Raw genomic sequence first — 21,689 nt, 5'->3', positions numbered from 1 at the left:
TGTATAATTTTTGGTAACAAAGTATAAAAAATTGATGCGCTAATTTACTTTGTAAAATATAAACTAACGCATGAACTTTTAATTTTTTATTGTGTTACAACCAACTTTTGTCCAATTCGTAAAGTACTTGTTCTGCGAATAGAATTTTCTTTGCATAACGAAGCAATGGAAATATTGTATTTGCTAGATATTCTCGATAACGTATCGCCGCGTCTAACGGTGTAAACTTTCTTTTCGTTGGCCTTACTTTGCAAAGCTTCTTCTTCAGTTGTACAAAGATCTACCTTCGATTTTCGCTTCGAATTGTGTCTGTAAGCCGTTGTCCACTTGTCGTTTATCCAAATTGAATTTGCACGAACTATATTGTCTTCATTTGAAAAATCGAATATATATTCTGGGTGAATTGGAATTCCTTGAAATCGTATTTCTAGGTGTAAATGACTTCCGCGAGCGTTTCCTGTAGTTCCGCCTTTTCCTATAATTTGCCCTTTTTTCACGGTATCATTCACCTTTACCATTTGTCGTGACAAATGTGCGTAAACGGTTTCCAAACCATTAAAATGACGTACAACAACTGTTTTTCCATGTCCAGAATGTCTATTCACATACCGAACAACTCCATCAAACATCGACATTACTTTGTCGCCAGTAATTAAATCGATATCGATTCCGTTGTGCGCTCTGCGATTTCGCCAACCATAACGCGACGTTATTACTTTTTTACGTGGAATAGGAGAGGCGTATGTGCTATCGTCAAAAGTAATGTGTAATGGATAGCTTTTTCGTGTATTTTTATACGGATTAAAGACTTTTGTATTCCAGTTTTCAGCAATCCAATCTTTTGTAAGAATACTATCGTTTGAAATTTTTGATTCCTCTAACGACGCATTCAACGCAAGTGAAATAACAGGGAATGCGGTTTCTAACGTGATTTTTGATTCTTTTTTAACTTCTAAGCTGTCTTGTGTTTGACTGTACGCGCAAATGCTACAAAGCGAGAAGACGAACAAATAAAATGATTTCATTGTGGTAGTATTCAATTTAGTTTTACGAAATAGATTTTTAGGGATCTGCATTGTATAACGCAATCCTAGCGAATTAATTGTATTGAGTTTTGTAAGTTATTCAGTGATGTATTGCATTGGATCTAAGCGTCTTCCATGTTGACGCACTTCATAATGCAAATGTGGTGCAGTTGATAAACCTGTGTTTCCAACATAGCCAATGATGTCACCTTTTTTAACATTTGTGCGTTCAGTTGTATTGAAACCTTTTAGATGTGCATACCAAGTTTCAAAACCATTTGCATGAGAAATTACGATTATATTTCCCCAATTGCCTTCTTTTTTAGCTTTTACAATAACGCCGTCAGCTGTTGCTATTACAGGTGTTCCACGTACTGCTCTGATATCAATTCCGCCATGTGACGTTTTACTTTTTAATTTCGGATGTTTTCTAATTGTACCAAATTTGGAAGAAATATTTTTTGTACTTCCATTCTGAACTGGAAATAAAGATGGTGTTTTCGTTGCTTTTATTTCAATTTCCGTTGGAAGAAATTCATTCGAAATAGAAGTTTCATCAGTATTTTTAAACGCCATAAAAGCGAGAGCAATTAGTGGAATTACTAGTAAATACGTGATTTTTAATTTGCTTTTTGATTGTGATTTGGTAATCATTTCTATTCGTTTTTTGAGTGTTGGATGTGAAAAATAATTGTAGACAGGATTTGTGTTTTTTGGCTCAAGACTTTCTAAAAGCAATTCTAAATATGTTGATTTTTTTACTTTTTGATCTAATACAAAAGTATCTGCTTGAAATTCGTGAATTGATTTTAAAGATTTTCGATACGAGTAGGCGAGTGGATGAAACCAGCAACATGTGATGAATAATTCTGCTAAAAGTACATCTAATGAATGTAATTTTTGAACATGTGCTTTTTCATGTGTGATAATTAATTTGTTAAAATATGAAGTTTCCGTTTTTGGAATAAATATCCAATTAAAATATGAAAATACTTCTGGAACAGCAGCTATGTAAAGCGTTATACCATTAAATTCAACCTTTTCGGCATTTCTTTTCAACTTGATTAATGCATACGTTGTAGCCATAAATCGGGTTAAATAAATGACAACACCAATTATATATATGATAAAAAAGATATATCCGTAATTTATAGTTTCATTGCTTGTAATTGTTGCATCTTCTGCAAAATATTCAAAATTAGTAAGTATCGTAAATTCTTGTAATACAAGAATGTCAAGATTAAAATTTTGTATTTCTGGAAACAGTTCACCACTAAATGGCAATAGTACTGACAAAGGAACAATTGCTAGCAATAAACTTCTATTGGTAGCATGAAACGTGAATCGGCTAAACAAGCATTTATACAGTACATAAAAGCCGCCGAACACCAAACTGACTTGACATAGATATAAGAGAAAGCTATTCATTTTTTGACTTTAAGATTTCTATTTTTTCTTCTAACATCGTTTTCATTTGTTCCAATTCGGTTAAATTTAGCGTATCACTTTCTGCAAAAAAAGAGGCAAATTTACGTGTAGAACCATTGAAAAAGTTTCCAATAACTTGTTTCATGTGTTGCGAAAAATAACGTTCTTTTGAAATTGCAGGTGCATATTGACGAATTTTTCCGTACGTTTCAAAAATTAAGAATTTCTTTTTTACCAATACACGAACAACTGTAGAAATAGTCGTGTAAGCAGGTTTAGGTTCTGGAAATTGTTCTACAATATCTTTTAGAAACGCTTTGTCTAGTTTCCATACATATTGCATGACTTGTTCTTCAGCTTTTGTTAACTCGTTCATGTTGCAAATATAGAAGAATATTTCAATATAACTATATAAATAGTCATAAAACTATATTTATAGTCATGTGGTCTATTTTAAAACAAGAAATGAAGACTTAATCAACTGATTTTAAGTAATTTGAAAGGTTTTGTTAATTTTATAGTTTAGATGTGACTTCAGCAATATATGCTTGGATTTTATGAGTTTCAGCATCTATTTTGACTGCTTTTTGGTAGAATTCAAGTGCTGTTTGATAGTCTTTTTTCTTAAAATGATAGATACCAATATTACGGTAAACTTCACTATTTTGATCGTCCAACTCAAGTGATTTTTGAAGATCAGTATAGCCTTCTTCAAGCTGTCCAAGCATTATTTTTGAAAACCCACGATTGTCCCAAGCAAACGCAAAATTTTCATTTATTAAAAGTGCTTTATCCAAATCTTTAATGGCTTCTTCATGTCGATTTAACAAACCTAAAACATACCCACGATTATTAAGTATAATATGATTTTCATGACTTATTTCGAGTGCTTCTTCAAATAACTCTAACGCTTTGGTGTAATTTTCTTTATAAATTTCAATGACGCCAATAGTTACCATATCATACAAATCAAAAGAATTATGGTAAATTTCAGTATATGTTTCGTTTAATGCAATAGCTTTTATATAATTTTTACCATTCAAATAACAAGCAATCGTCAATTTATAAATTTCACGATTTTTAGCAACAGGAGCAATGCATTTTTCAAACAATACAGCGGCTTCATTATATTCTTTTGCAACATAATGATTTGAAGCTTTTCTGTACGTATCAAAAACATTTCTAATATTCCAGAGGTGCATTAATTGTTTTCCATCATTATTTGCGAATGTTCCATTGTGTAATTTGATTTGAGTTTTTCGTGGGATGATATTAAAAATAAAGTCCAGAATAGTGGAAAACGCTACGGCAAAAATTAGCATAGTTGACAAGCTAAATTTTTCAAACAAAAGGAGTGAAGTACCAGCAAGAACACCAATTGTGAGCGTTGTTAACGGACCAAACAGACTTATGTACATGTTGCCTTTCCAGGAAATATTTTTCCCATGTGGAATACACAATCCGCCTTTCCAGGTAAATATATTATACTTTATAAAGCATTCCAATCGTTTGATTTGAAAATGAAACGATTTTTCAGGATTTCCGTACGAACCAATATAAACGCTCACTTTTTCATCTGAATGAAATAATGCGGCAACGGCATGACCAAACTCATGAAATACTATGACTAACATCCGAAATGCGAGTAATGAAAAGAGTAACGTAAAAATATATTCTTGCGACATCAATTGAATTGTGATGTGTAAAGTTATGTCATTTTTTGGAATATGATTTGGAAAAGAATGATTTCAAAATTACTCTTGTGTATAGAATTCAGAGTAAATCATTTTTTAATAATTTAAAAGTTTTAGACGTACATAAGTTATTAAGTATGGTTTAATATCAATTCTATATCAGTATTGTAAAATATTCATGCTTATGAAGATTGTGCGAAGGTTATACATTATAGCAAATATGGAAGAAGAGTATTAGAAGTTTGTTTTATTAGTATTTCACAAATAACTGTTTAACATAATGTAAATTATGGTACAAATACTATATATCGTAAAGTAGGATAATCAGCGTATTTGTAAACCATAATGATATTATGCTAAATATCCCAGAACCTTTGTAGTTGCTACTAGAATCATTGTGCTTGGGTTATGAACCTTATTTAATCGGAACGCTTCGCTACATAATTCTTTGTCCCATAATTTGTCGTTATGCAAAATTGCCGCGCGCAAACGCTTTATTGCTTAGTATAAATAAAATGCTTTGGCATTTTTTTCTACACACAATTTGCCGACGCTTTCCAGCCGCACAAAAGCTGCTTTAGAAATTCTATACAAGCATTCTATATGTTAGAAGCATTTCGTTAGAAAAAGTTTTATGACCTTTTACGTTAACCTGCCGCATACTTATAAAAATTTTCTACGAAGAATTTTATATAACTATGCTAACTGTTCGTTTTCATAAAAACCTTTTTTGGCTTTTCGTTATGTTAAATAGCTTTTGAGTTTAATGAGAATCTTTTATAGTTTTTTATTTTGTCTTTTTCTTGATAAAAAGAAACAAAAATCAAGACTTCAGAATACTTTGGAAACAATTACGGCTCGTTCGCTATATTTTAGAAACGTGTAGAATTATTTAGATTATTGTAAGTTTCAAATACAATACAGAACATTCAACAAAAAAACTGCTTCATCTCTAAAATATGAACGCTCACTCGCCTATTGTTTTGACCAAAGTTTTCTGAGGTCGCTAGACTTTCGATTGAAATTTATTCTTCGTCTTTTAATTTAAGGTCTTGGCAGATTTCTTTGAAGATATCACAAGGATCAACGTCAATAGCTAAAGCAATTAGATATAATTCATCAACTCTTAATTTTGTTGTTTTATTTGAACCTAATTGACTTATACGAGATTTGCTGATTCCTGTTTTTCGGGAAACTTCAGCTTTATTAATTGATTTCTTCGCTAAATACAATCCTAATTTAGTCATGTGTGTACTTATTTTTAATACATAAATATAGAAAGTATATACACTTGTGTAAAATTTTAAAACAATAATTTTGAATTTAGGTGTTTTTTCTACATATTTGTATAGAATTACTAAACAATAATAATCAAATTCTATACCATGAGCGGATTTCCAAAATATACAAAAGCAGATTTAGAAAGAATCGTATATACGCAATTAGACAATCTTAATGCAGTTCACGATTTACTAAAGATTATGAAACTCCAAAATGAACTTATTGAGAATGCTAATAAGAAACTAAAAGATGAAATTATTGATTTTAAGAGACGAGTTAATTATGGTACTGGGAAGTTTGAGTAAAATAAATTACGTCTAATGTTTCAAAAAATTTATGAGGTCGTACTTTCCTCAAAATATATATCAATTAAAGATTTAAGTTCATCTAAAAAAATTGGTTTCTCTAACACTTTTAAATATCCCCATCCTTTTATTTTAAGTTTATCTTTAACTTCGTGCCCTGTCATAACTACTATAGTTTTATAATCATAATTATTAATAAAATCATTAATAATAGCATAACCATCTTTTTCACTATTAGTAGATAAATCTATATCTATAAAAGCCATATGATACTCATTTAGAGAGTCAAATCTTGTAAAGGTTTGCGACTTTTCATAATATTCAAATACTAATTCACCATTAAAATCTAGATGATTCACATCATCAAATGATTCTTTAATTCCCTGTATTTCATTCTCAAATATTAAAATTTTCATAGCAGCTCTATAGTTATTTTAAAGGTAAACATTTTTTTAGATTTATCTATACTTATATTATTAGTAATCATTTTACGCCTTAATAAAAGACGAACAAAACTTAAGCCGTGAGTATTTCTTTTATAAATTTCATCATTATTTTCATGGTTATATAACTCACTAATTTTTTTTAAGTCTTCATAATTCTTTGTGAAATCTTTTATAGAATTAACGAAATAAATTGTGATACTATGATTATTTTCTTGAGTAACAACTACGCTTTTAAATTCATCTGAGTATTTATTCAAGTTTTCAATGATATCTGTAAAAACAAAATCATATAACATTGAATTAAAACTAATTTTTAAATTGGAGATGTCTTCAATATCAACAGTAATTGCTTCTGTAGAATTAAAATGGTGTAACCAATTTTGTCTTAATACATCAATAATTCTCTTAACTGAGACTATTATATCCTCATGATTCAATAGATTATCAACACCTTTTATGAGAACCTCTGCCTTCCTCAAAATCTCTTTTATCTGTTCATTATTTCTATTATTCTTCAACTTTTTAATTATATAATTTTTGTTGCTTTCAGACAATTCTTCTTTTGGTTTATATAGTCTATCTATCAAGTCAATAGTTCTCGTTATCGGAGATAGTTTATTCTTTACAAAATGTAATGCATTTTGAGCATCCAAAACATGTGTAACTTTTTCTTTTATAATTTCTGTTTGCTGTTTTTTTAATGTGGTTAAAGTATTTGTAACATAAAATATTCTAGTTGCATACTCAAAAATAGGTCTCAAACTTGATATTATTGCTTCTGTTATAAATCCTGTTGGAGATTTAAATGTTAACAAGAAGACATATTGTTGCATTTTTATTTTGTGTTTGAGCCATATTAAATTATTATATTCAAAACCATCAATTACTATTTCCTTACTTGCATATATACTGTTTCTTTTTTTCTCAATAAAATTCAAAAGATTTATTTTTTCATCTTTAACCAGTACTGGATCAGTTTTAACAAATTCCGAGCCTTTAATTAAAACAAGGTTTTCATTTAAAACTGTAAATAAGTATATGTTTTCTATTGAAAAAAAATTACCTAATGTTTTCCTTTTATTTAAGTGTTTTTTAATTTTTTCTAAAATATGATGATTCGTCTTTTCATTAACGTTTTCAATAAATAAATCACCTACAGTATCTATTACTTTTTCATTAAGCTCTCTGAAATATTTACGAATAAAAACAAAAAATATAAAGACATAAAAAAGTAAAGGAATTAAATGGAATGTAATTATAAATCTAAAGTTACTTGAAATATAAATAGATATATGAAAAAGAAATATGAAAAATAAAATGTTATTTTTTTTGTTGGAATGACTGTTAATATTGAATAGTAATATTATATACGGTAAATAATTAATTGTTAAGCTTAAATTTTTATTGAATAAAAATATTCCAATTAGGATTAAATCAAGAATCAAACGTATTTTTCCTCTGTATTTTTTGTTAGTAAACCTGTAGTTCATAAATAGCAAAACTATGTAGGAAATTCCGCTAATAAGATATATTATCGATTCAAAAAAGTTATTATTTCTTTGATAAATTAAAATGAGTAAGATTCCTAATATGATCCTCAATAAAAAAGAATTAAACTTTCTAATATCATAATCTATTTCTTCTATAGTCATTCTATGAAATTTTAAGTTTGTCCATTAACTCTCGTACTAAATAATTAAAAATTATTACTATAAATAAAGATTTTAAGGAAATAATAAGTAGTACTCCAAGACCATTTAAAGGTTTAATGCCCATTTTATAATCTGTGTCGAAAATATATAACATTAAATTAAATAAGTCATTAAAAAATGTTGAAGAAACTATTTGTTTTTTTTGAATCTCTAATAACTCCATACATTCAAAATGAGCAGGAGAAAAAATTAAAATAGAAAAAAGTATTATTATAGTTATACTGATAATTAAAGTCCATAAGTTATATGCACTACATCTATGAATAAGTTTAAGAATATTTTTTCTTTTATTTTTACCTTTTATTAAATCTGACCAAGAGCATTTTATTTCAACTTCATTTAAATATTTTATCATTTCTTTAGCCTTATCTGTATTACCATTAAGAACTAGTTTTTTTATGAAAAATGATAAAAGGTCTCTAGTCATATAAACATCAAAACTAGAAAGCATTTTTTTAACTTTTGATACAGTTAAATCATAATATTTATATGCTCTCTTATCGTAAATTTCGACATAATCTCCTAAAATTATTTTCATATCTTTGAAAGCTTCATAATCATTATAATTATCAACTGTACGGGATTTCTTTTGAAATTCACTGAAAAGTTTATTAAATTTTATATAGTTATTCTCCATTTGTTATCGCTATAATATTACAATTTATTCAAAAATAGAGTTTTATATCGATAATGAAATTAAGAATACAAAAAACATTCAATAGTATTCTCATTCCACAACTATTCCGCTTCCCTCCTACACTTCGACAAACTCAGTGTAAACTCGTCGCAAAAAAATTGTTCCATTACCTTTAGTAAGAGAAACTTTTAGTAATAACTTTTTAAAAACATGAAGTATAAACTTTGCTTTTTTCCTAAGCAAAGTTACATAACGCGAGAACATTATAAAACATTTTAGTTATTATTATAATTAGCGTTATGCAAAATTGCTTTTGTGTCGTTTTATAATTGAGTATCCTTACAAGCGAACAATTTTTAGTCGCTATACCAAAATGTAGTCTCAGAGAAAAGAATGTGTTGAAAAATAATTGAGAATCAATCCTTATTATTTTTCAACACATTCTTTTTGAATAATATAAAACTTTGGAAACTAGTACGTTCTATTTGTTTTTCAATTGCTTTAGTTTATTTTTATGGTACTCAGCACCACTTATTGCGAATGCTTTTTCACAATACAAAATAGCATTTTGAAGGTCATTTTGAGATCTGTAATAATCGGATAAAGAATCGTATCCATTTGCATTTTTTGGATAATACTTGATAGCCATTTTTAAGAATGTTAACGATTTTTTTGGCGAATGAGACATAAACATATATCCTAAATTATTTAGCATTTCTTCCTCAGGATATACTTGATAGCCCAAATGATTAGAAAGCATTTCAAAACGTGTATTAAAACCTGTTGTTAGTGCTGCTGCTGTTGTATTTGGGTTTTTAATGATATCCACCAATTTTCCACTCATTTTATACCAAGAAAAAAGAAATCGCATTCCGTCATAGGTAGAAATCAGCGGAATAGTTCCGTGATCTTCATTTTCATAATACGTGTACTTAAAGTTTACAGCACTATTTGTAGCTTCTGAAACTATTTTTGAGAATCGATATGTGGCACGTAATCCTTCCGTATTTATCGAATTGTCTTTTATGAGCACATTAATATCTTTTTCAGTATCTGCTGGTAAAGGATTTGCAATAGAAAGGAATAGTGATTTATTTTTGTATTTTTCACTAGCTAATTTAGCTGTTATATCACGTGTAAGCACTTCATTATCCCACCATAAACTTGGATCAATAGCTATGTAATTATTGAATAATTCAGGACGATTTATGAATGTGTTCACAACTAATAATCCACCAAATGAGTGACCTACAAAAGTTTTATTATTTGCAGTTGGATATTTGTTGTCTATATATGGAATTAATTCATTTTCAATGAAATCCGTAAAACGTGCTCCTCCACCAGAATCTTTTACCCATGCTGATGAACCACGCGCTTCTTTTACTTTAGTAGGTGTAAGATCTCTTGTTCTATTTTCTGAATTCCCTATTCCAACAACGATCATTTCAGGAACTGCGCCTGGTGATAATTGATTGATAACAGCACAAACAGAAAGAAAATGTACGCCACCATCTAAAACATACACTACAGGATAGGTATTTGGATGATTTGTTTTTGAATATGCACTTTCTGGAACTTGAACCCAAATTGTTCGCTTCTCTTTGAGAATCTTAGAATATATAGTATCGGATTGACCAATATTTAGTAACTGTTTTGATTGCGCACTACTAGTAGCATAACTCAGTACTAGTAGCATATAGATGCAAAGTGATTTTAATTTCATACGTTTTATATTATTTGTTACCTGCAGATTTTAAGCTCCATTTATAGAGTAAGATTCCTAATCTTCCTATTACAAATGAAAGCAACCCCAAAGTAATGTTTGCTAGCGATGCTCTTAATCCTGCTGAAAAAAGGTCTGGTCTTGTTTCACCAAGCACTTCTGCCATATTAAACAGTTTTATAATTCCTAATAATGCGCCCAAACACCCAATAACAAGTGATAATAAACTTGAGTCTACAGCTAAACCAATCATTTTTTTTGAATGTAATTCGTCTTTGGTTTTGCTTACAAAAGCTTTTACAATAAAAAATAGTGACAGTACTAGTAATACCAAAATAATATACATTATTGATCCGCCTTGATTTAATAATCTCATAGTTTTGAAGTTTTAACGTGTTTTATAAGTATTCAAACGTAAGGTGAAATTTGCTTTAAAAGTTAGTTATGCGACTAACAACCATTTTAAGAAGCGATTCTACATTATTGTTAAAACTCAGGTTAAACCTGTTATTCATCTATAAAAAAACATTGAGAACAAAAAATGCGCTATTATTGTAGCATTATTAAATAAATGTGAAGATAAAACCACAAATAACAAAACCGCTACAACGTACACTTCGTCATATATTATTTTGGAGTTTCATTTTAGTATTCTTCACCTCTATTTTTGGAGTTGGCAATACTTTTGACATGAATGTTGTTTACTTCTCACTTTTTTTAATGCCTGTGACTATTGGTGCTACTTATGTTTCTATATATAAATTACTACCCGATTATTTAATTACAAAACGGTATTTTTTATTTGGACTTTATAGTATTTACACCTTAATCATTTTAGTTTCTGGAGCTGTTTTTTCAATCTTTTTTGCATTGGCATTTCTAACAAATTTTAAATTTGAAAAAATGACTGTTTTGAGTAAAAGCAGTATTTTTATCATTACCAGTATTTGTTTAGTTGTTATTGTTGTGAGTGCTTTTAAGTTATTGAAGTTAAATTTGAAACAATCAAAGAATAATGCTGAATTGGAAGCAAAAATCTTAGAAACGCAACTAAAACTAAAGGAACAAGAACTGAAATATCTCAAAATGCAAATACATCCTCATTTTTTATTTAATACTTTAAATACGATGTATGGCTTAGCGCTTAAAAAAGCAGAAAAAGCACCAGATATGATATTAAAACTCTCTAACTTGTTAGATTATTTATTGTATCAAACCGAAAAACCTTTGGTGTTAATTTCAGAAGAGATTGCACATATTGAAGATTATATTGATTTAGAAAAAATGCGTTTTAATGACACTTTAGAAGTCTCAATGAATATGAAACTAGCATCAAAACATACGACCATTGCTCCTATGCTACTACTTCCATTTGTAGAAAATAGCTTCAAGCATGGCAGTATTAAAAATGGAGTTTTAAAGATTGATATTGAAATTATAACTGATATAGGAAAGGTATATTTCCGAATAAAAAATTCGAATTCTCAAAATACGTCTTCGCAACATGGTATTGGATTAGAAAATAGTAAGAAGCGATTAGAATTACTGTATCCAAATAAACATAAATTATCTATAACTGACACTAAAGAAGACTTTGAGGTGTATTTAAAATTAAAAACAACAAGCAATGGCTAATATTTCAACTATTTCTTGTTTGATTGTTGACGATGAATCTATCGCTAGGGAAATTATAGTTACGCACCTGTCAAAATTTAAAAACATCAATGTAGTTGCTAGTTGTAGTAATGCCCTAGAAGCGTTTAACCACATTAGTCATCAACAAATTGATTTGGTATTTTTGGATATAAATATGCCAGAAATATCAGGAATTTCATTTGCAAAGTCTATTAATAGTGATGTCAAAGTTATTTTCACAACTGCATACAGAGACTACGCTGTAGAAGGATTTGAGCTAAAAGCTGTTGATTATTTACTTAAACCTATTTCATTTGATAGATTAAAAAATGCATTGGATCGATATTATGATATTTACGGAAATGTAACTACTCCAAACTCGTCTTTTGATGAGATTTCAGATTTTATGTTTGTACGATCAGAACGTAAAATGATTAAAATTGATTATAACTCAATTCTATACATTGAAAGTTATAGTGATTACCTTAAAATACATGTAGCAAATCGCACAATAGTCACTAGAGAAACGATAAGTGCCATTGAAGCCAAACTACCTAAACAGCTTTTTTTACGTATTCATCGCTCCTATATTATTGCTATACACTACATTCAATCCTTTACAAATGAATACATTACAATTAACAAACAAGCACTACCAATTAGTAGGTCTTATAAAAAAGAAGCCTTAAAACAACTTGAGAAATTTTGATCGGTATTCATACTTCAGTGTTTAGCTTTTATAAAATTCAGTAAATACTTTTATAATAGCATCATGATCTTTCACACCACACATTTCTCTAATACTGTGCATAGATAACATTGGGTTTCCAACATCTATGGTTGGTATACCTAGTTTCGCTGCAGTCATTGGTCCAATGGTAGATCCGCAGCCAATATCATTACGGCTGCAAAAATCTTGAAAAGGAATAGTTGCCTTGTTACACCATTGCTTAAATTTCGCTATCGAAAAAGCATCGGTTGCATAACGCATATTGGCATTACTTTTTATGACGGGTCCGGCACCAATATGCGGTTTGTGATTGCGATCATGCTTGTCAGCATAGTTAGGATGTACCGCATGTGCCATATCGGCGGATATAAAAAATGAACGCGCCACGGTTTGAAAATAGGTTTCTTCGTTTGAAGAAATATGACCATGAATGCGTTTTAAAGTAGCTTCCAAGAAGTTAGAATTTGCTCCATTTTGCGATTCTGAACCAATTTCTTCGTGCTGAAAATAGACAGCCATTTGTATGTTTTCATTTTCAGAATCTGCTAGTTGCAAAGCCTCAAATGATGCATGCACACTGGCTAAGTTATCTAATCGAGGTGCAAAGATAAACTCTTTATTGATGCCTCCTAAACTCGATTTTTCTGCATCAAACAAAAATAAATCCCAACTAAGTATATTTCCAGAAAGTCCTGTTTCTTTTTTAATCCAATCCTCAAATTGTAGGTCTTTATCAAGTCCAATTACAGGAAACATGTGCACTTGTGGGTTTGGTTTAAATCCTTCCTTATTTACTTCTCTATCTAAATGTATTGCCAAGCGAGGTATGCGTACTCTTTTTTCTATTTTAACTAGTCTTTGTGCTAACTGACCATTTTCATTTTCAATAATTATTCTGCCACCAAAATACAGGTCTTTGTCAAACCAACTTGTCAATAAAACGCCTCCATATATTTCAATATTTAATAATTGATATCCTTCTTTTGTTGAGATAGGATTATTTTTTATTCGTAGACATGGTGAATCAGTATGTGCTCCAATAATAGAAAATGCATAGTTACTAGACCATTTCTTAGGTGTTTTGAAGATGACAATTGATCCTTCTGCTCTTGTTACAAAATACTTCCCTCCTTTTTCTAACGACCAATTGGCTTCTTCCTTTAGTTCTGTATAATTTTGCTTGAATAATTCATTTTTTAAATTTTCTACAGCATGGAATGACGTTGAACTTTGATCAATAAATTCTAAAAGACTTTGAGAATAAGACATGTAACGTATTTTGTTTAAAGATTATGATAAAACACCAAGTTACTTAAATTCTCTTTTATTGTCTATTGATTTATAACCAAAATTGTATTCAAGTTATGAACGTAATTTTTTGAGAAAAGATCAATTAGTTTTTATGCTGACTAATCCTAATATTTTACCGAGATACACAAGCGTATTTTTTCTTTACTTTTTCCAAATCTTCATCAAAGGCTTGTTCATGTAGCCAAATATCGCCTCTGTAAACACGTCCAGGAGATTTATCTTCTTTTGAAAGCATAATTGTATAAATTTCATCTGTAAATTTTTTCGCCCATTTTTTATCTTCTTCATTTGATTCATCATCCCAATGGAGTTCATACCGTGTGAGAACTTCTCCAAGTCGCATTGAGCTGGTTTTTTCCTTAATATTAGCGCCTCCAACCGAGGTTAGAATATACATTTTCCACCTTAACGGATGCTCTTTTATTTTTTCACAGGCTTTTAAAAGCGCTATAAACATTGAATCGCAATTTTGAAGTGTCCAGCTTGATAAGGTATTAAAATGTGAATCTTTCATTTCTCTTTTCCATGAAGTTTCTTCCCAATACGTAAGCGGAGATTTGCGTAGTTTTTCACTTGTTACTTCGGCAATTGCTTCTGGATTTTCCGTAAGATAGTCCGAAGCGGTTACCATTCTTACATCTAAAATAGAGCCAGTTTTCCAGTTATTTGATCTTTCCAACATATCAGTCACCTCATTTCCAAGTTCTTTTTTTAATATTTCCATTGTTTTTGAGATAGAAAATAAACTGAAAACATTGAAAGAGCAGACAGGACCATCGTACCCTGGTTCAAAATGTATTCTGTATGAAACCGAAATTTCTCGCGGTAAGGAACATGATTTGTAAAAAACCGCATTGGATACACAAATATTCAATTCTTCCTGCGTCATTAAGCACAAACACCAACTTGCAGTTTCTGGTTCATTGATGACATTTAAATGTAACTCAGTCACAACACCCGTTTCTGCCGCTGCTCCTCCTTTTAAAGCCCACAATAGCTCTGGATGTGATGCTTCGTTTACATCTAGAATTGTTCCATCCCAAAGTACAATTCGGCCTCCTATGACCGATTGGCATCCAAGCCCATATTTTCGTGAAAGAATGAAGTCCCATCCTGCTGTGGTAAAATGTCCGCCGGCATGAACGTCAAAACAATCACCATGCGGCAGCGCTTTTTTATTTTTATGGAGTAAATATATGATTTGCCCAACAATACAACCAGGCTGAACGGTGAGCGTATTGTTTATTATATTGCTATGTTCCATTAACGAGAGATTGATCATTATTCCTTCACAGGAAGCCCCGTTAAAGTAACCATGTCCGCCAGATTTTACAGAAACAGGAGTATTGTTATAAATTCCCAGGCGCGTAAAAATTGAAAATGTTTTAGAAACTCCCCATTCACTTATTGGAGAAATTATAAGTTGTGGAATTACAGCATCATGATTATGCATTTGCGCATAAGCTGGGAAATAATCTCCTTTGGTTTCCTCATATTTTATTCCATTTTGTTCAAGTTCAATTAGTAGGTTATTGTAGGTAGTTTTTGGTATGGTGAATACAGACATATTTGAGAGCAGGTTAAATTGTAAATTTATGAATCTAAATGTAGAAAGAATTAACAAGATTTAAGCTATAATTTAATTAAGAAATTAACATTGTACTAAAACACATTCTAAACACACTGCGCTCCTATTCTAGGATTGGATAACTAATGTTCCATCACTATTAGTAAGAGAAACTTTTCAGTATTAACTTTTTAAAAACTTCAGTATGCCAACGCGCTACCCTACTTTTTTCCAAATTGAAAGTATTGAAGATTAGCAATTCTCAATGAGAATCTACATCTATCAAACAAAAAAAGTGCTATCATATTTCTATGATAGCACAATTTTCAATTAATAATAAACTGAAATTACTTAGCAGTAATATTTATAATTAACTCTACTCTTCTATTTAATGCTCTTCCAGCTGCTGTATTGTTTGTTGCAATTGGCTCTGTTTCTCCTTTACCTGAAATAGTAATATTGCTATTAGTCAAGTTTTTACTATCGAGATATGTTTTGATTGCTTGCGCTCTAGCCAAAGAAAGTTTGTCATTATAGTTGTTAGTTCCTCTACTATCTGCGTGACCTTCAATTGAAATGTTATACGTTGTATCGCTTTTTAAGTTCGCCGCAATTGCGTCCAATGTTTCTTTAGCATTGAGGTCAAGTTTTGTACTATCTGTATTGAAATATACTTTTCGTTCTCCAACTGCTGAGTCTACAACTGTTTCAATTACTGTTTCAACAATTGTTGCCGGACAACCTTCGTCTGTTCCTTTTACAGTAGGACATTTATCCTTGTTATCTGGGAAACCGTCTCCATCTGTATCAGGACATCCACCAAATTCAATAAGACCTTTTATTTCAGGACACAAATCGTCTTTGTCAGCAACTCCGTCTCCGTCGGTATCAGGACAACCACCAAATTCAGCGATTCCAAAAGTATCTGGACATAAGTCCAATTCATCAGGAATACCATCTCCATCTCTATCGTTATCTTCTTCCGCTGCTGGTTCGCTTGTTCCAATTCTATATACCAAACCTAAGTTGTGATCAAAGTGTTTTGGTAAGTAATCTTTAAATGAATGTTTGTAAGTTGATTGTAAGTTGATACCAATTCTGTCACTAAACCAATATTTAACTCCAACAGATCCATTTGCTGTACCTGCGCCAATTAAATCACCTGAAGTTGCACTAGACGTATTGTATGTTCCTTCTTCAAGCCATGTATAACCACCACCGACTGCTACGAAAGGTTGTAATTTTCCTTGACCAAAACTATAGTTAACCATTCCGTCTAAGCCGTAATATTTTAGGTTATCAACTAAAACACTTTCGTCCATTTCTCCAAATTCTCCGTACTTGCTTATTTGTTGGAATGTTGTTTTACCAGTAACAGATAAATTATCTGTCAAGTTTCTTGTAACTGCTACATAAAAGCCCATATTCCAGTGATCGTTTAGATTGAAAAACTCATCAAAATAGTCACCTTGTGGCGCATCTTCTCCTACAGGATAAAAATTTACAGCACTCAAACCTGCCTCAAAAGACCAAGGCGAATTTTTCACTGAAACTGGATTTGGTTCAGTTGTTGTATCTTCCATTTTTCCAAGTCTGTAAGAAATACCTAAATTATGGTTCCAATGTTTTGGCAAATAGTCCTTGAAAGAATGTTTGTATGTTGTTTGAAGTTTTAAAGCAAATTTGTCGCTAATCCAATAATTAAGACCAATAGATCCGTTTACGGTTCCTGCGCCAATTAAATCACCTGAAGTTGAACCTGATGTGTTAAATGGTCCTTCTTCCAGCCATGAATAACCACCACCAACAGCAACAAAAGGTTGTAACTTTCTATTACCAAAACTGTAGTTCAGCATTGCATCAAGTCCATAATATTTTAAATTATCGACCAATACACTTTCATCTACAATTCCAAAATCTCCATACTTGGTAATTTCACTAACTGTACCTCTTGCACTTAAAGATAAATTGTTTGTTAGGTTTCTTGAAACTCCTAAATAATATCCAAAATTCCAGTGGTCATTTAGGTTGATAAATTCGTCAAGAAATTCTCCTTGTGGCATATCTTCTCCTACTGGATAAAGATCTATAGCACTTACTCCTGCTTCAATATACCAGCTTTTATCTGTGTCTTGAGAAAAGGATGATTGTGTCCATAATGCTGCTAATAATAACGTAATAAATGTGTAATACTGTTTCATTTTTTTTTTAATTTTTTAATTTTTTTTACACTACAAATCAAATAGTCTTGGTAGAAACGATAGGCAAATCAACAACATATTTAGATCAAAAAATAACTCATTTGCTAATTATTTTATCGCAATCGCAAAACTCAAAATGAATGTTCTTATTAATTCATAAGAATTTAATGAATTAACTTAGTTTTTTAATAATAACAAGTCACTTTTATTATCAATAACCTCATATTTTATGAGTTTATTTCGATATTTGAGAAGTGTTAAATTCTTTCAAATTTTGAATATTTTTTTGATAAGACTATTTTTTGATCGCTTTTTCACGAAGTTTAAAGAGAAAATCGCTTTTATCAAATCGAAAACATTCATATTCGGAAACATATCTAAATGAGTATAGCAATTTTATAGCACACAACGAATATCATTAGTTATCTTACATTTATAAAAACCCTAACTTCTTCACATTAAAACATCTATAAAATCCTTCTTAACATTGTGAATATCTATTCTAATTTTTGACTTTTTTAAGTGAAACTAAATCCTATATTTGGCTCCCTTAAAATATAAAGATATGAGCGCAACATGGTATGAGTGCAAAGTGAAATATAGAAAACTAGATGAAGTAACAGGTGAACAAAAGCTAAAAACAGAACCTTTTTTAGTAGATGCTATTTCGTATACTGAAGCAGAAAGTAGAATAACGCAAGAAATGGCAGCCTATTTACGAGAAGGCGAAGAAATTAAGATTACGAATATTAAAGTGGCTAATTATGCTGAAATACATCCGTTTGAGAATTCTGATAGATGGTTCAAATGCAAGGTTGCCATGATTTCTTTTGATGAAGAAAGTGGTAAAGAGCGTAAATCGAATCAATATTTATTGATACAAGGAAATGATGTAAAAGAAGCGTATGAAAATACCGTTATTGCCATGAAAGACACGATGGCAGAATATACCATTCCTGCAATTTCTGAATCTCCAATAATGGATGTATTTCCTTATTTTTCAGGTGAAGAGAGTGAATTGAAAAAAATGGAAAAGTTTATCGCATTAAAAGATTCTGTCCCAGCAACGAATAACTTTGATGAAAATTTAGAAATGGCGGATGTTCTTTCAGTTGAAACTGAATAAATGACATCGATTATTTAAAAAATAATGTAAGAAGCTGTCTAAAAAGGTACTAATAACGTCATTAGAAAAAATTATAATTTTGAAGCAATCTGTGAATTAATAACTTAAATTTCACAGATTGCTTCATTTCATTCACAATGATAACTTTTCTTTTGTTTTGTTTAAATTGATGAGTAATGAATAAAACTAAATTAGAAAAATGAATAACCAACAGTAACCTGTAATACGCCATTTCTTAATTTATCAGAAGAACCATTCATATCATTAATATTTGATAATCCCAAGTTGTATCGAGCGCCAAAGTTTAATCCGTTATTTAACTTATATCCTACACCAAAATTTACACCAACGTCTAATGTTTTAAAATTGCCTTTTACATTTCCCGTTGGACCTTTAGCAGACACTAAAAAACCAACTTGTGGACCCGCTTCTACACTTAACTTTTTTGTTAGATAATATTTCCCCATTAACGGAAGATTCAGGTAATTTAGTCTTGTTATCTTATCATCAACGCTAAAACCTTGAATTGAATACATTATTTCTGGCTGAAAAGAGAATTTTTCATTCAAAGGTATTTCTGAATAAAAACCAAAATTAATTACACTAAGTATAGGATCAATACTTCCAGTATTGTTGCCGTAAAGTGATCCAAAATTGGCTCCAAGTTTAGCTCCAAATTCAACATCCTGAGCATTCATAGTTGCGAATCCAAAAACGGTCATCACAGTAATAAGTACTATTTTTTTCATTATTTAAAATTTAATTTGTTTGAAACAAAACAAGAGAATATTATGCACCTTTATGTACTCTTTAAAGGCGATTTAACCTTTTTAACCATTTTTAACGAATAGCTTAGAAATAGTAAGTTAAAAGGTGTTAAACTTATCTTATAGTAATGAAAAACACTCTTTTTTAACAATTTTATTAAAATAATTTTCTATAGTCTATGAATGGTTTTTATTGGTTGAACAAACAAATAATATACTTTTCATTCTTATAACTTTATGTTTTTTTAACATGAAATTTCAGTTTGAATAGTTAATCGTATTAGAATGTTTACTTTTACAAATTATAGTACTTTCCACCACATATGAGACATCTAAAAGATACCGCAAAGAATAAAAATAAATCAAATCCAAGAGTCACCATGAAACAGGCTTTTAAAACTATTATTTGGCCAAGGCGAAATTTAGTTTTTTTGGGCTTACTATTGATAATTATAAGAAGTTTATCAGGTTTTGTGATACCATTACAAAGCAAAGTGTTGTTGGATGAAGTTGTGCCTACAAAAGATTACAATCAATTGTATATACTAATTTTTGTTGTTCTTGGAGCTATATTAGTACAAGCAATCACTTCATTTTTGCTAACTAAAGTGTTGAGCATACAAGCACAATATTTAATTAGTGAATTGCGTGCAGAAGTGCAAAAGAAAGTATTATCGTTACCAATTAGTTTTTTTGATGATACAAAATCGGGTGCTTTAGTTTCCAGAATTATGAGTGATGTTGAAGGCGTTCGTAATCTTATAGGAACTGGATTGGTACAATTAGTTGGTGGAACATTTACAGCTATTCTAACCTTAATTATTTTACTAAAAATGAACGTTTGGATGACGCTTTTTACATTTGTACCCTTATCAATTTTTGGAATCATTGCGTTAAAGGCATTTAAATATATTCGACCAATTTTTAGAAACAGAGGAAAAATTAATGCGGAAGTAAAAGGACGATTAACGGAAACTTTAGCTGGTATTCGTGTAATTAAAGCTTTTAATGCCGAAGACCAAGAAAGCAAGATTTTTGAAAAAGGTGTCGCCAATATTTTTATGAATGTTAAAAAAAGTATGACGGCAACGGCTCTAATGACGAGTTCTTCAACCTTTTTAATAGGTATCGCAACTACTGGAGTTATGGGTATTGGTGGTTATTATATGATTCAAGGTACCATGACTTTTGGTGATTTTATACAATTCACTTTTCTATTAGCATTTATGGTTGCGCCAATTGTACAAATGAGCAATATTGGAAGTCAACTAACGGAAGCACTAGCAGGTTTGGATAGAACTGAAGAACTTATGAATATGACTGCTGAAGAAGATAATCAAGATAGAACAATTCAATTAGAAACTATAAAAGGTACTTTAGAATTTGATGATGTTTCATTTTTTTATGAAGAAGGAAAAGAAGTCTTGCACAACGTTAACTTTAAAGCACCAGCAGGTTCTGTAACTGCTTTGGTAGGAAGTTCGGGTTCTGGAAAATCTACTATTGCAGGATTAACAGCTACATTTTTAACACCACAATCTGGTAAAGTCACAATTGATAATCAAGATTTATCGCAAGTGAAATTGAGTAGCTACCGACAATATTTAGGCGTGGTTTTACAAGATGAATTTTTATTTGAAGGCACTATTCGTGAAAATATTATGTTTCCAAGACCAAATGCCACCGAATCTGAGTTGATAAATGCCGTAAATGCAGCCTATGTAAACGAATTTACCGACAGATTTGATTTAGGTTTAGATACATTAATTGGAGAAAGAGGTGTAAAACTTTCTGGCGGTCAACGGCAACGTTTAGCTATTGCGCGTGCTATTCTAGCAAATCCTAAGATTCTTATTTTAGACGAAGCGACGTCAAGTTTAGATACCGAAAGTGAAGCGTTAATTCAGAAGAGTTTAGCGGAATTAATTAAAGACCGAACTACCGTTGTTATTGCGCATCGTTTGAGTACTATTAAAAAAGCAGATCAAATATTAGTTATTGAAGCCGGACATATTGTTGAACGTGGTACGCATGATCAATTGATTGCTGAGCAAGGTCGTTATTATGAATTATACACCTATCAAGCAAAAATTTAAGTGAT

19 protein-coding genes are annotated in these 21,689 nt (G+C 30.5%); 5 read left to right on the top strand and 14 right to left on the bottom strand.

From position 1 onward, the window contains the following. Positions 1–86 precede the first annotated feature (86 nt). The 5 genes from ACQ654_RS01210 to ACQ654_RS01190 form a co-directional block, all read right to left on the bottom strand. On the bottom strand, positions 87–1,025 hold the full coding sequence (locus tag ACQ654_RS01210; RefSeq protein ID WP_430408485.1) for a peptidoglycan DD-metalloendopeptidase family protein: 939 nt from the start codon (positions 1,023–1,025) through the stop codon (positions 87–89). Positions 1,026–1,121: 96 nt separating this feature from the next. Continuing rightward, entirely contained in the window at positions 1,122–2,453 is a 1,332-nt protein-coding gene (locus ACQ654_RS01205) for a peptidoglycan DD-metalloendopeptidase family protein (RefSeq protein WP_430408484.1), read from the bottom strand. After that, positions 2,446–2,829, bottom strand: a complete 384-nt coding sequence (locus ACQ654_RS01200; protein ID WP_430408483.1) for a BlaI/MecI/CopY family transcriptional regulator — start codon at positions 2,827–2,829, stop codon at positions 2,446–2,448. The genes ACQ654_RS01205 and ACQ654_RS01200 overlap by 8 nt, the downstream gene beginning before the upstream one ends. A 139-nt stretch (positions 2,830–2,968) precedes the next feature. Beyond that, complete coding sequence (locus ACQ654_RS01195; protein WP_430408482.1) at positions 2,969–4,138, bottom strand: tetratricopeptide repeat protein; 1,170 nt, start codon at positions 4,136–4,138, stop codon at positions 2,969–2,971. Between the two features lie 1,034 nt (positions 4,139–5,172). Further along, positions 5,173–5,394, bottom strand: a complete 222-nt coding sequence (locus ACQ654_RS01190; protein ID WP_430408481.1) for a helix-turn-helix domain-containing protein — start codon at positions 5,392–5,394, stop codon at positions 5,173–5,175. A gap of 138 nt (positions 5,395–5,532) precedes the next feature. Here ACQ654_RS01190 and ACQ654_RS01185 point away from each other — a divergent pair, with 138 nt between their 5' ends. Further along, a complete protein-coding gene (locus tag ACQ654_RS01185) occupies positions 5,533–5,733 on the top strand; it encodes a hypothetical protein (protein WP_430408480.1) in 201 nt (66 codons plus the stop codon). 29 nt (positions 5,734–5,762) lie between these two features. Here the strand turns inward: ACQ654_RS01185 and ACQ654_RS01180 are convergent, their stop codons facing one another. The 5 genes from ACQ654_RS01180 to ACQ654_RS01160 form a co-directional block, all read right to left on the bottom strand. Further along, on the bottom strand, positions 5,763–6,149 hold the full coding sequence (locus ACQ654_RS01180; RefSeq protein WP_430408479.1) for a hypothetical protein: 387 nt from the start codon (positions 6,147–6,149) through the stop codon (positions 5,763–5,765). After that, positions 6,146–7,831, bottom strand: a complete 1,686-nt coding sequence (locus ACQ654_RS01175; protein WP_430408478.1) for a hypothetical protein — start codon at positions 7,829–7,831, stop codon at positions 6,146–6,148. Before ACQ654_RS01175 ends, ACQ654_RS01180 begins: the two co-directional genes overlap by 4 nt. 1 nt (position 7,832) lies before the next feature. Further along, entirely contained in the window at positions 7,833–8,528 is a 696-nt protein-coding gene (locus ACQ654_RS01170) for a hypothetical protein (protein WP_430408477.1), read from the bottom strand. A gap of 481 nt (positions 8,529–9,009) precedes the next feature. Then, positions 9,010–10,224 carry an alpha/beta hydrolase-fold protein gene (locus tag ACQ654_RS01165; RefSeq protein ID WP_430408476.1) on the bottom strand — a complete coding sequence of 405 codons (1,215 nt, stop codon included), beginning with the start codon at positions 10,222–10,224 and terminating at the stop codon, positions 9,010–9,012. 37 nt (positions 10,225–10,261) lie between these two features. Beyond that, positions 10,262–10,627, bottom strand: coding sequence for a MotA/TolQ/ExbB proton channel family protein (locus tag ACQ654_RS01160; protein ID WP_430408475.1), 366 nt, complete (start codon positions 10,625–10,627; stop codon positions 10,262–10,264). Between the two features lie 197 nt (positions 10,628–10,824). Between ACQ654_RS01160 and ACQ654_RS01155 the strand changes: the two genes are divergently transcribed. Together ACQ654_RS01155 and ACQ654_RS01150 are read left to right on the top strand one after the other, a co-directional pair. Continuing rightward, the gene (locus ACQ654_RS01155; RefSeq protein ID WP_430408474.1) at positions 10,825–11,886 is read left to right on the top strand and encodes a sensor histidine kinase; all 1,062 of its coding nucleotides are present in this window, start codon (positions 10,825–10,827) and stop codon (positions 11,884–11,886) included. Beyond that, complete coding sequence (locus ACQ654_RS01150) at positions 11,879–12,595, top strand: LytR/AlgR family response regulator transcription factor (protein WP_430408473.1); 717 nt, start codon at positions 11,879–11,881, stop codon at positions 12,593–12,595. Before ACQ654_RS01155 ends, ACQ654_RS01150 begins: the two co-directional genes overlap by 8 nt. 21 nt (positions 12,596–12,616) lie before the next feature. Here the strand turns inward: ACQ654_RS01150 and ACQ654_RS01145 are convergent, their stop codons facing one another. The 3 genes from ACQ654_RS01145 to ACQ654_RS01135 form a co-directional block, all read right to left on the bottom strand. Then, a complete protein-coding gene (locus tag ACQ654_RS01145) occupies positions 12,617–13,885 on the bottom strand; it encodes a M18 family aminopeptidase (protein ID WP_430408472.1) in 1,269 nt (422 codons plus the stop codon). 154 nt (positions 13,886–14,039) lie between these two features. Then, a complete protein-coding gene (locus ACQ654_RS01140) occupies positions 14,040–15,494 on the bottom strand; it encodes an FAD-binding oxidoreductase (protein WP_430408471.1) in 1,455 nt (484 codons plus the stop codon). A 347-nt stretch (positions 15,495–15,841) separates the two neighbouring features. Then, a complete protein-coding gene (locus ACQ654_RS01135) occupies positions 15,842–17,695 on the bottom strand; it encodes an OmpA family protein (RefSeq protein WP_430408470.1) in 1,854 nt (617 codons plus the stop codon). A gap of 565 nt (positions 17,696–18,260) precedes the next feature. Between ACQ654_RS01135 and ACQ654_RS01130 the strand changes: the two genes are divergently transcribed. Further along, entirely contained in the window at positions 18,261–18,821 is a 561-nt protein-coding gene (locus ACQ654_RS01130) for a DUF4494 domain-containing protein (protein WP_430408469.1), read from the top strand. A 191-nt stretch (positions 18,822–19,012) separates the two neighbouring features. Here the strand turns inward: ACQ654_RS01130 and ACQ654_RS01125 are convergent, their stop codons facing one another. Then, complete coding sequence (locus ACQ654_RS01125) at positions 19,013–19,570, bottom strand: porin family protein (protein ID WP_430408468.1); 558 nt, start codon at positions 19,568–19,570, stop codon at positions 19,013–19,015. A gap of 341 nt (positions 19,571–19,911) precedes the next feature. Between ACQ654_RS01125 and ACQ654_RS01120 the strand changes: the two genes are divergently transcribed. Beyond that, a complete protein-coding gene (locus tag ACQ654_RS01120) occupies positions 19,912–21,684 on the top strand; it encodes an ABC transporter ATP-binding protein (RefSeq protein WP_430408467.1) in 1,773 nt (590 codons plus the stop codon). Positions 21,685–21,689 lie beyond the last annotated feature (5 nt).

This window comes from Kordia sp. (assembly GCF_965283645.1).
Taxonomy (GTDB): domain Bacteria; phylum Bacteroidota; class Bacteroidia; order Flavobacteriales; family Flavobacteriaceae; genus Kordia.
This window is presented reverse-complemented; position numbering and strand designations above follow the sequence as displayed.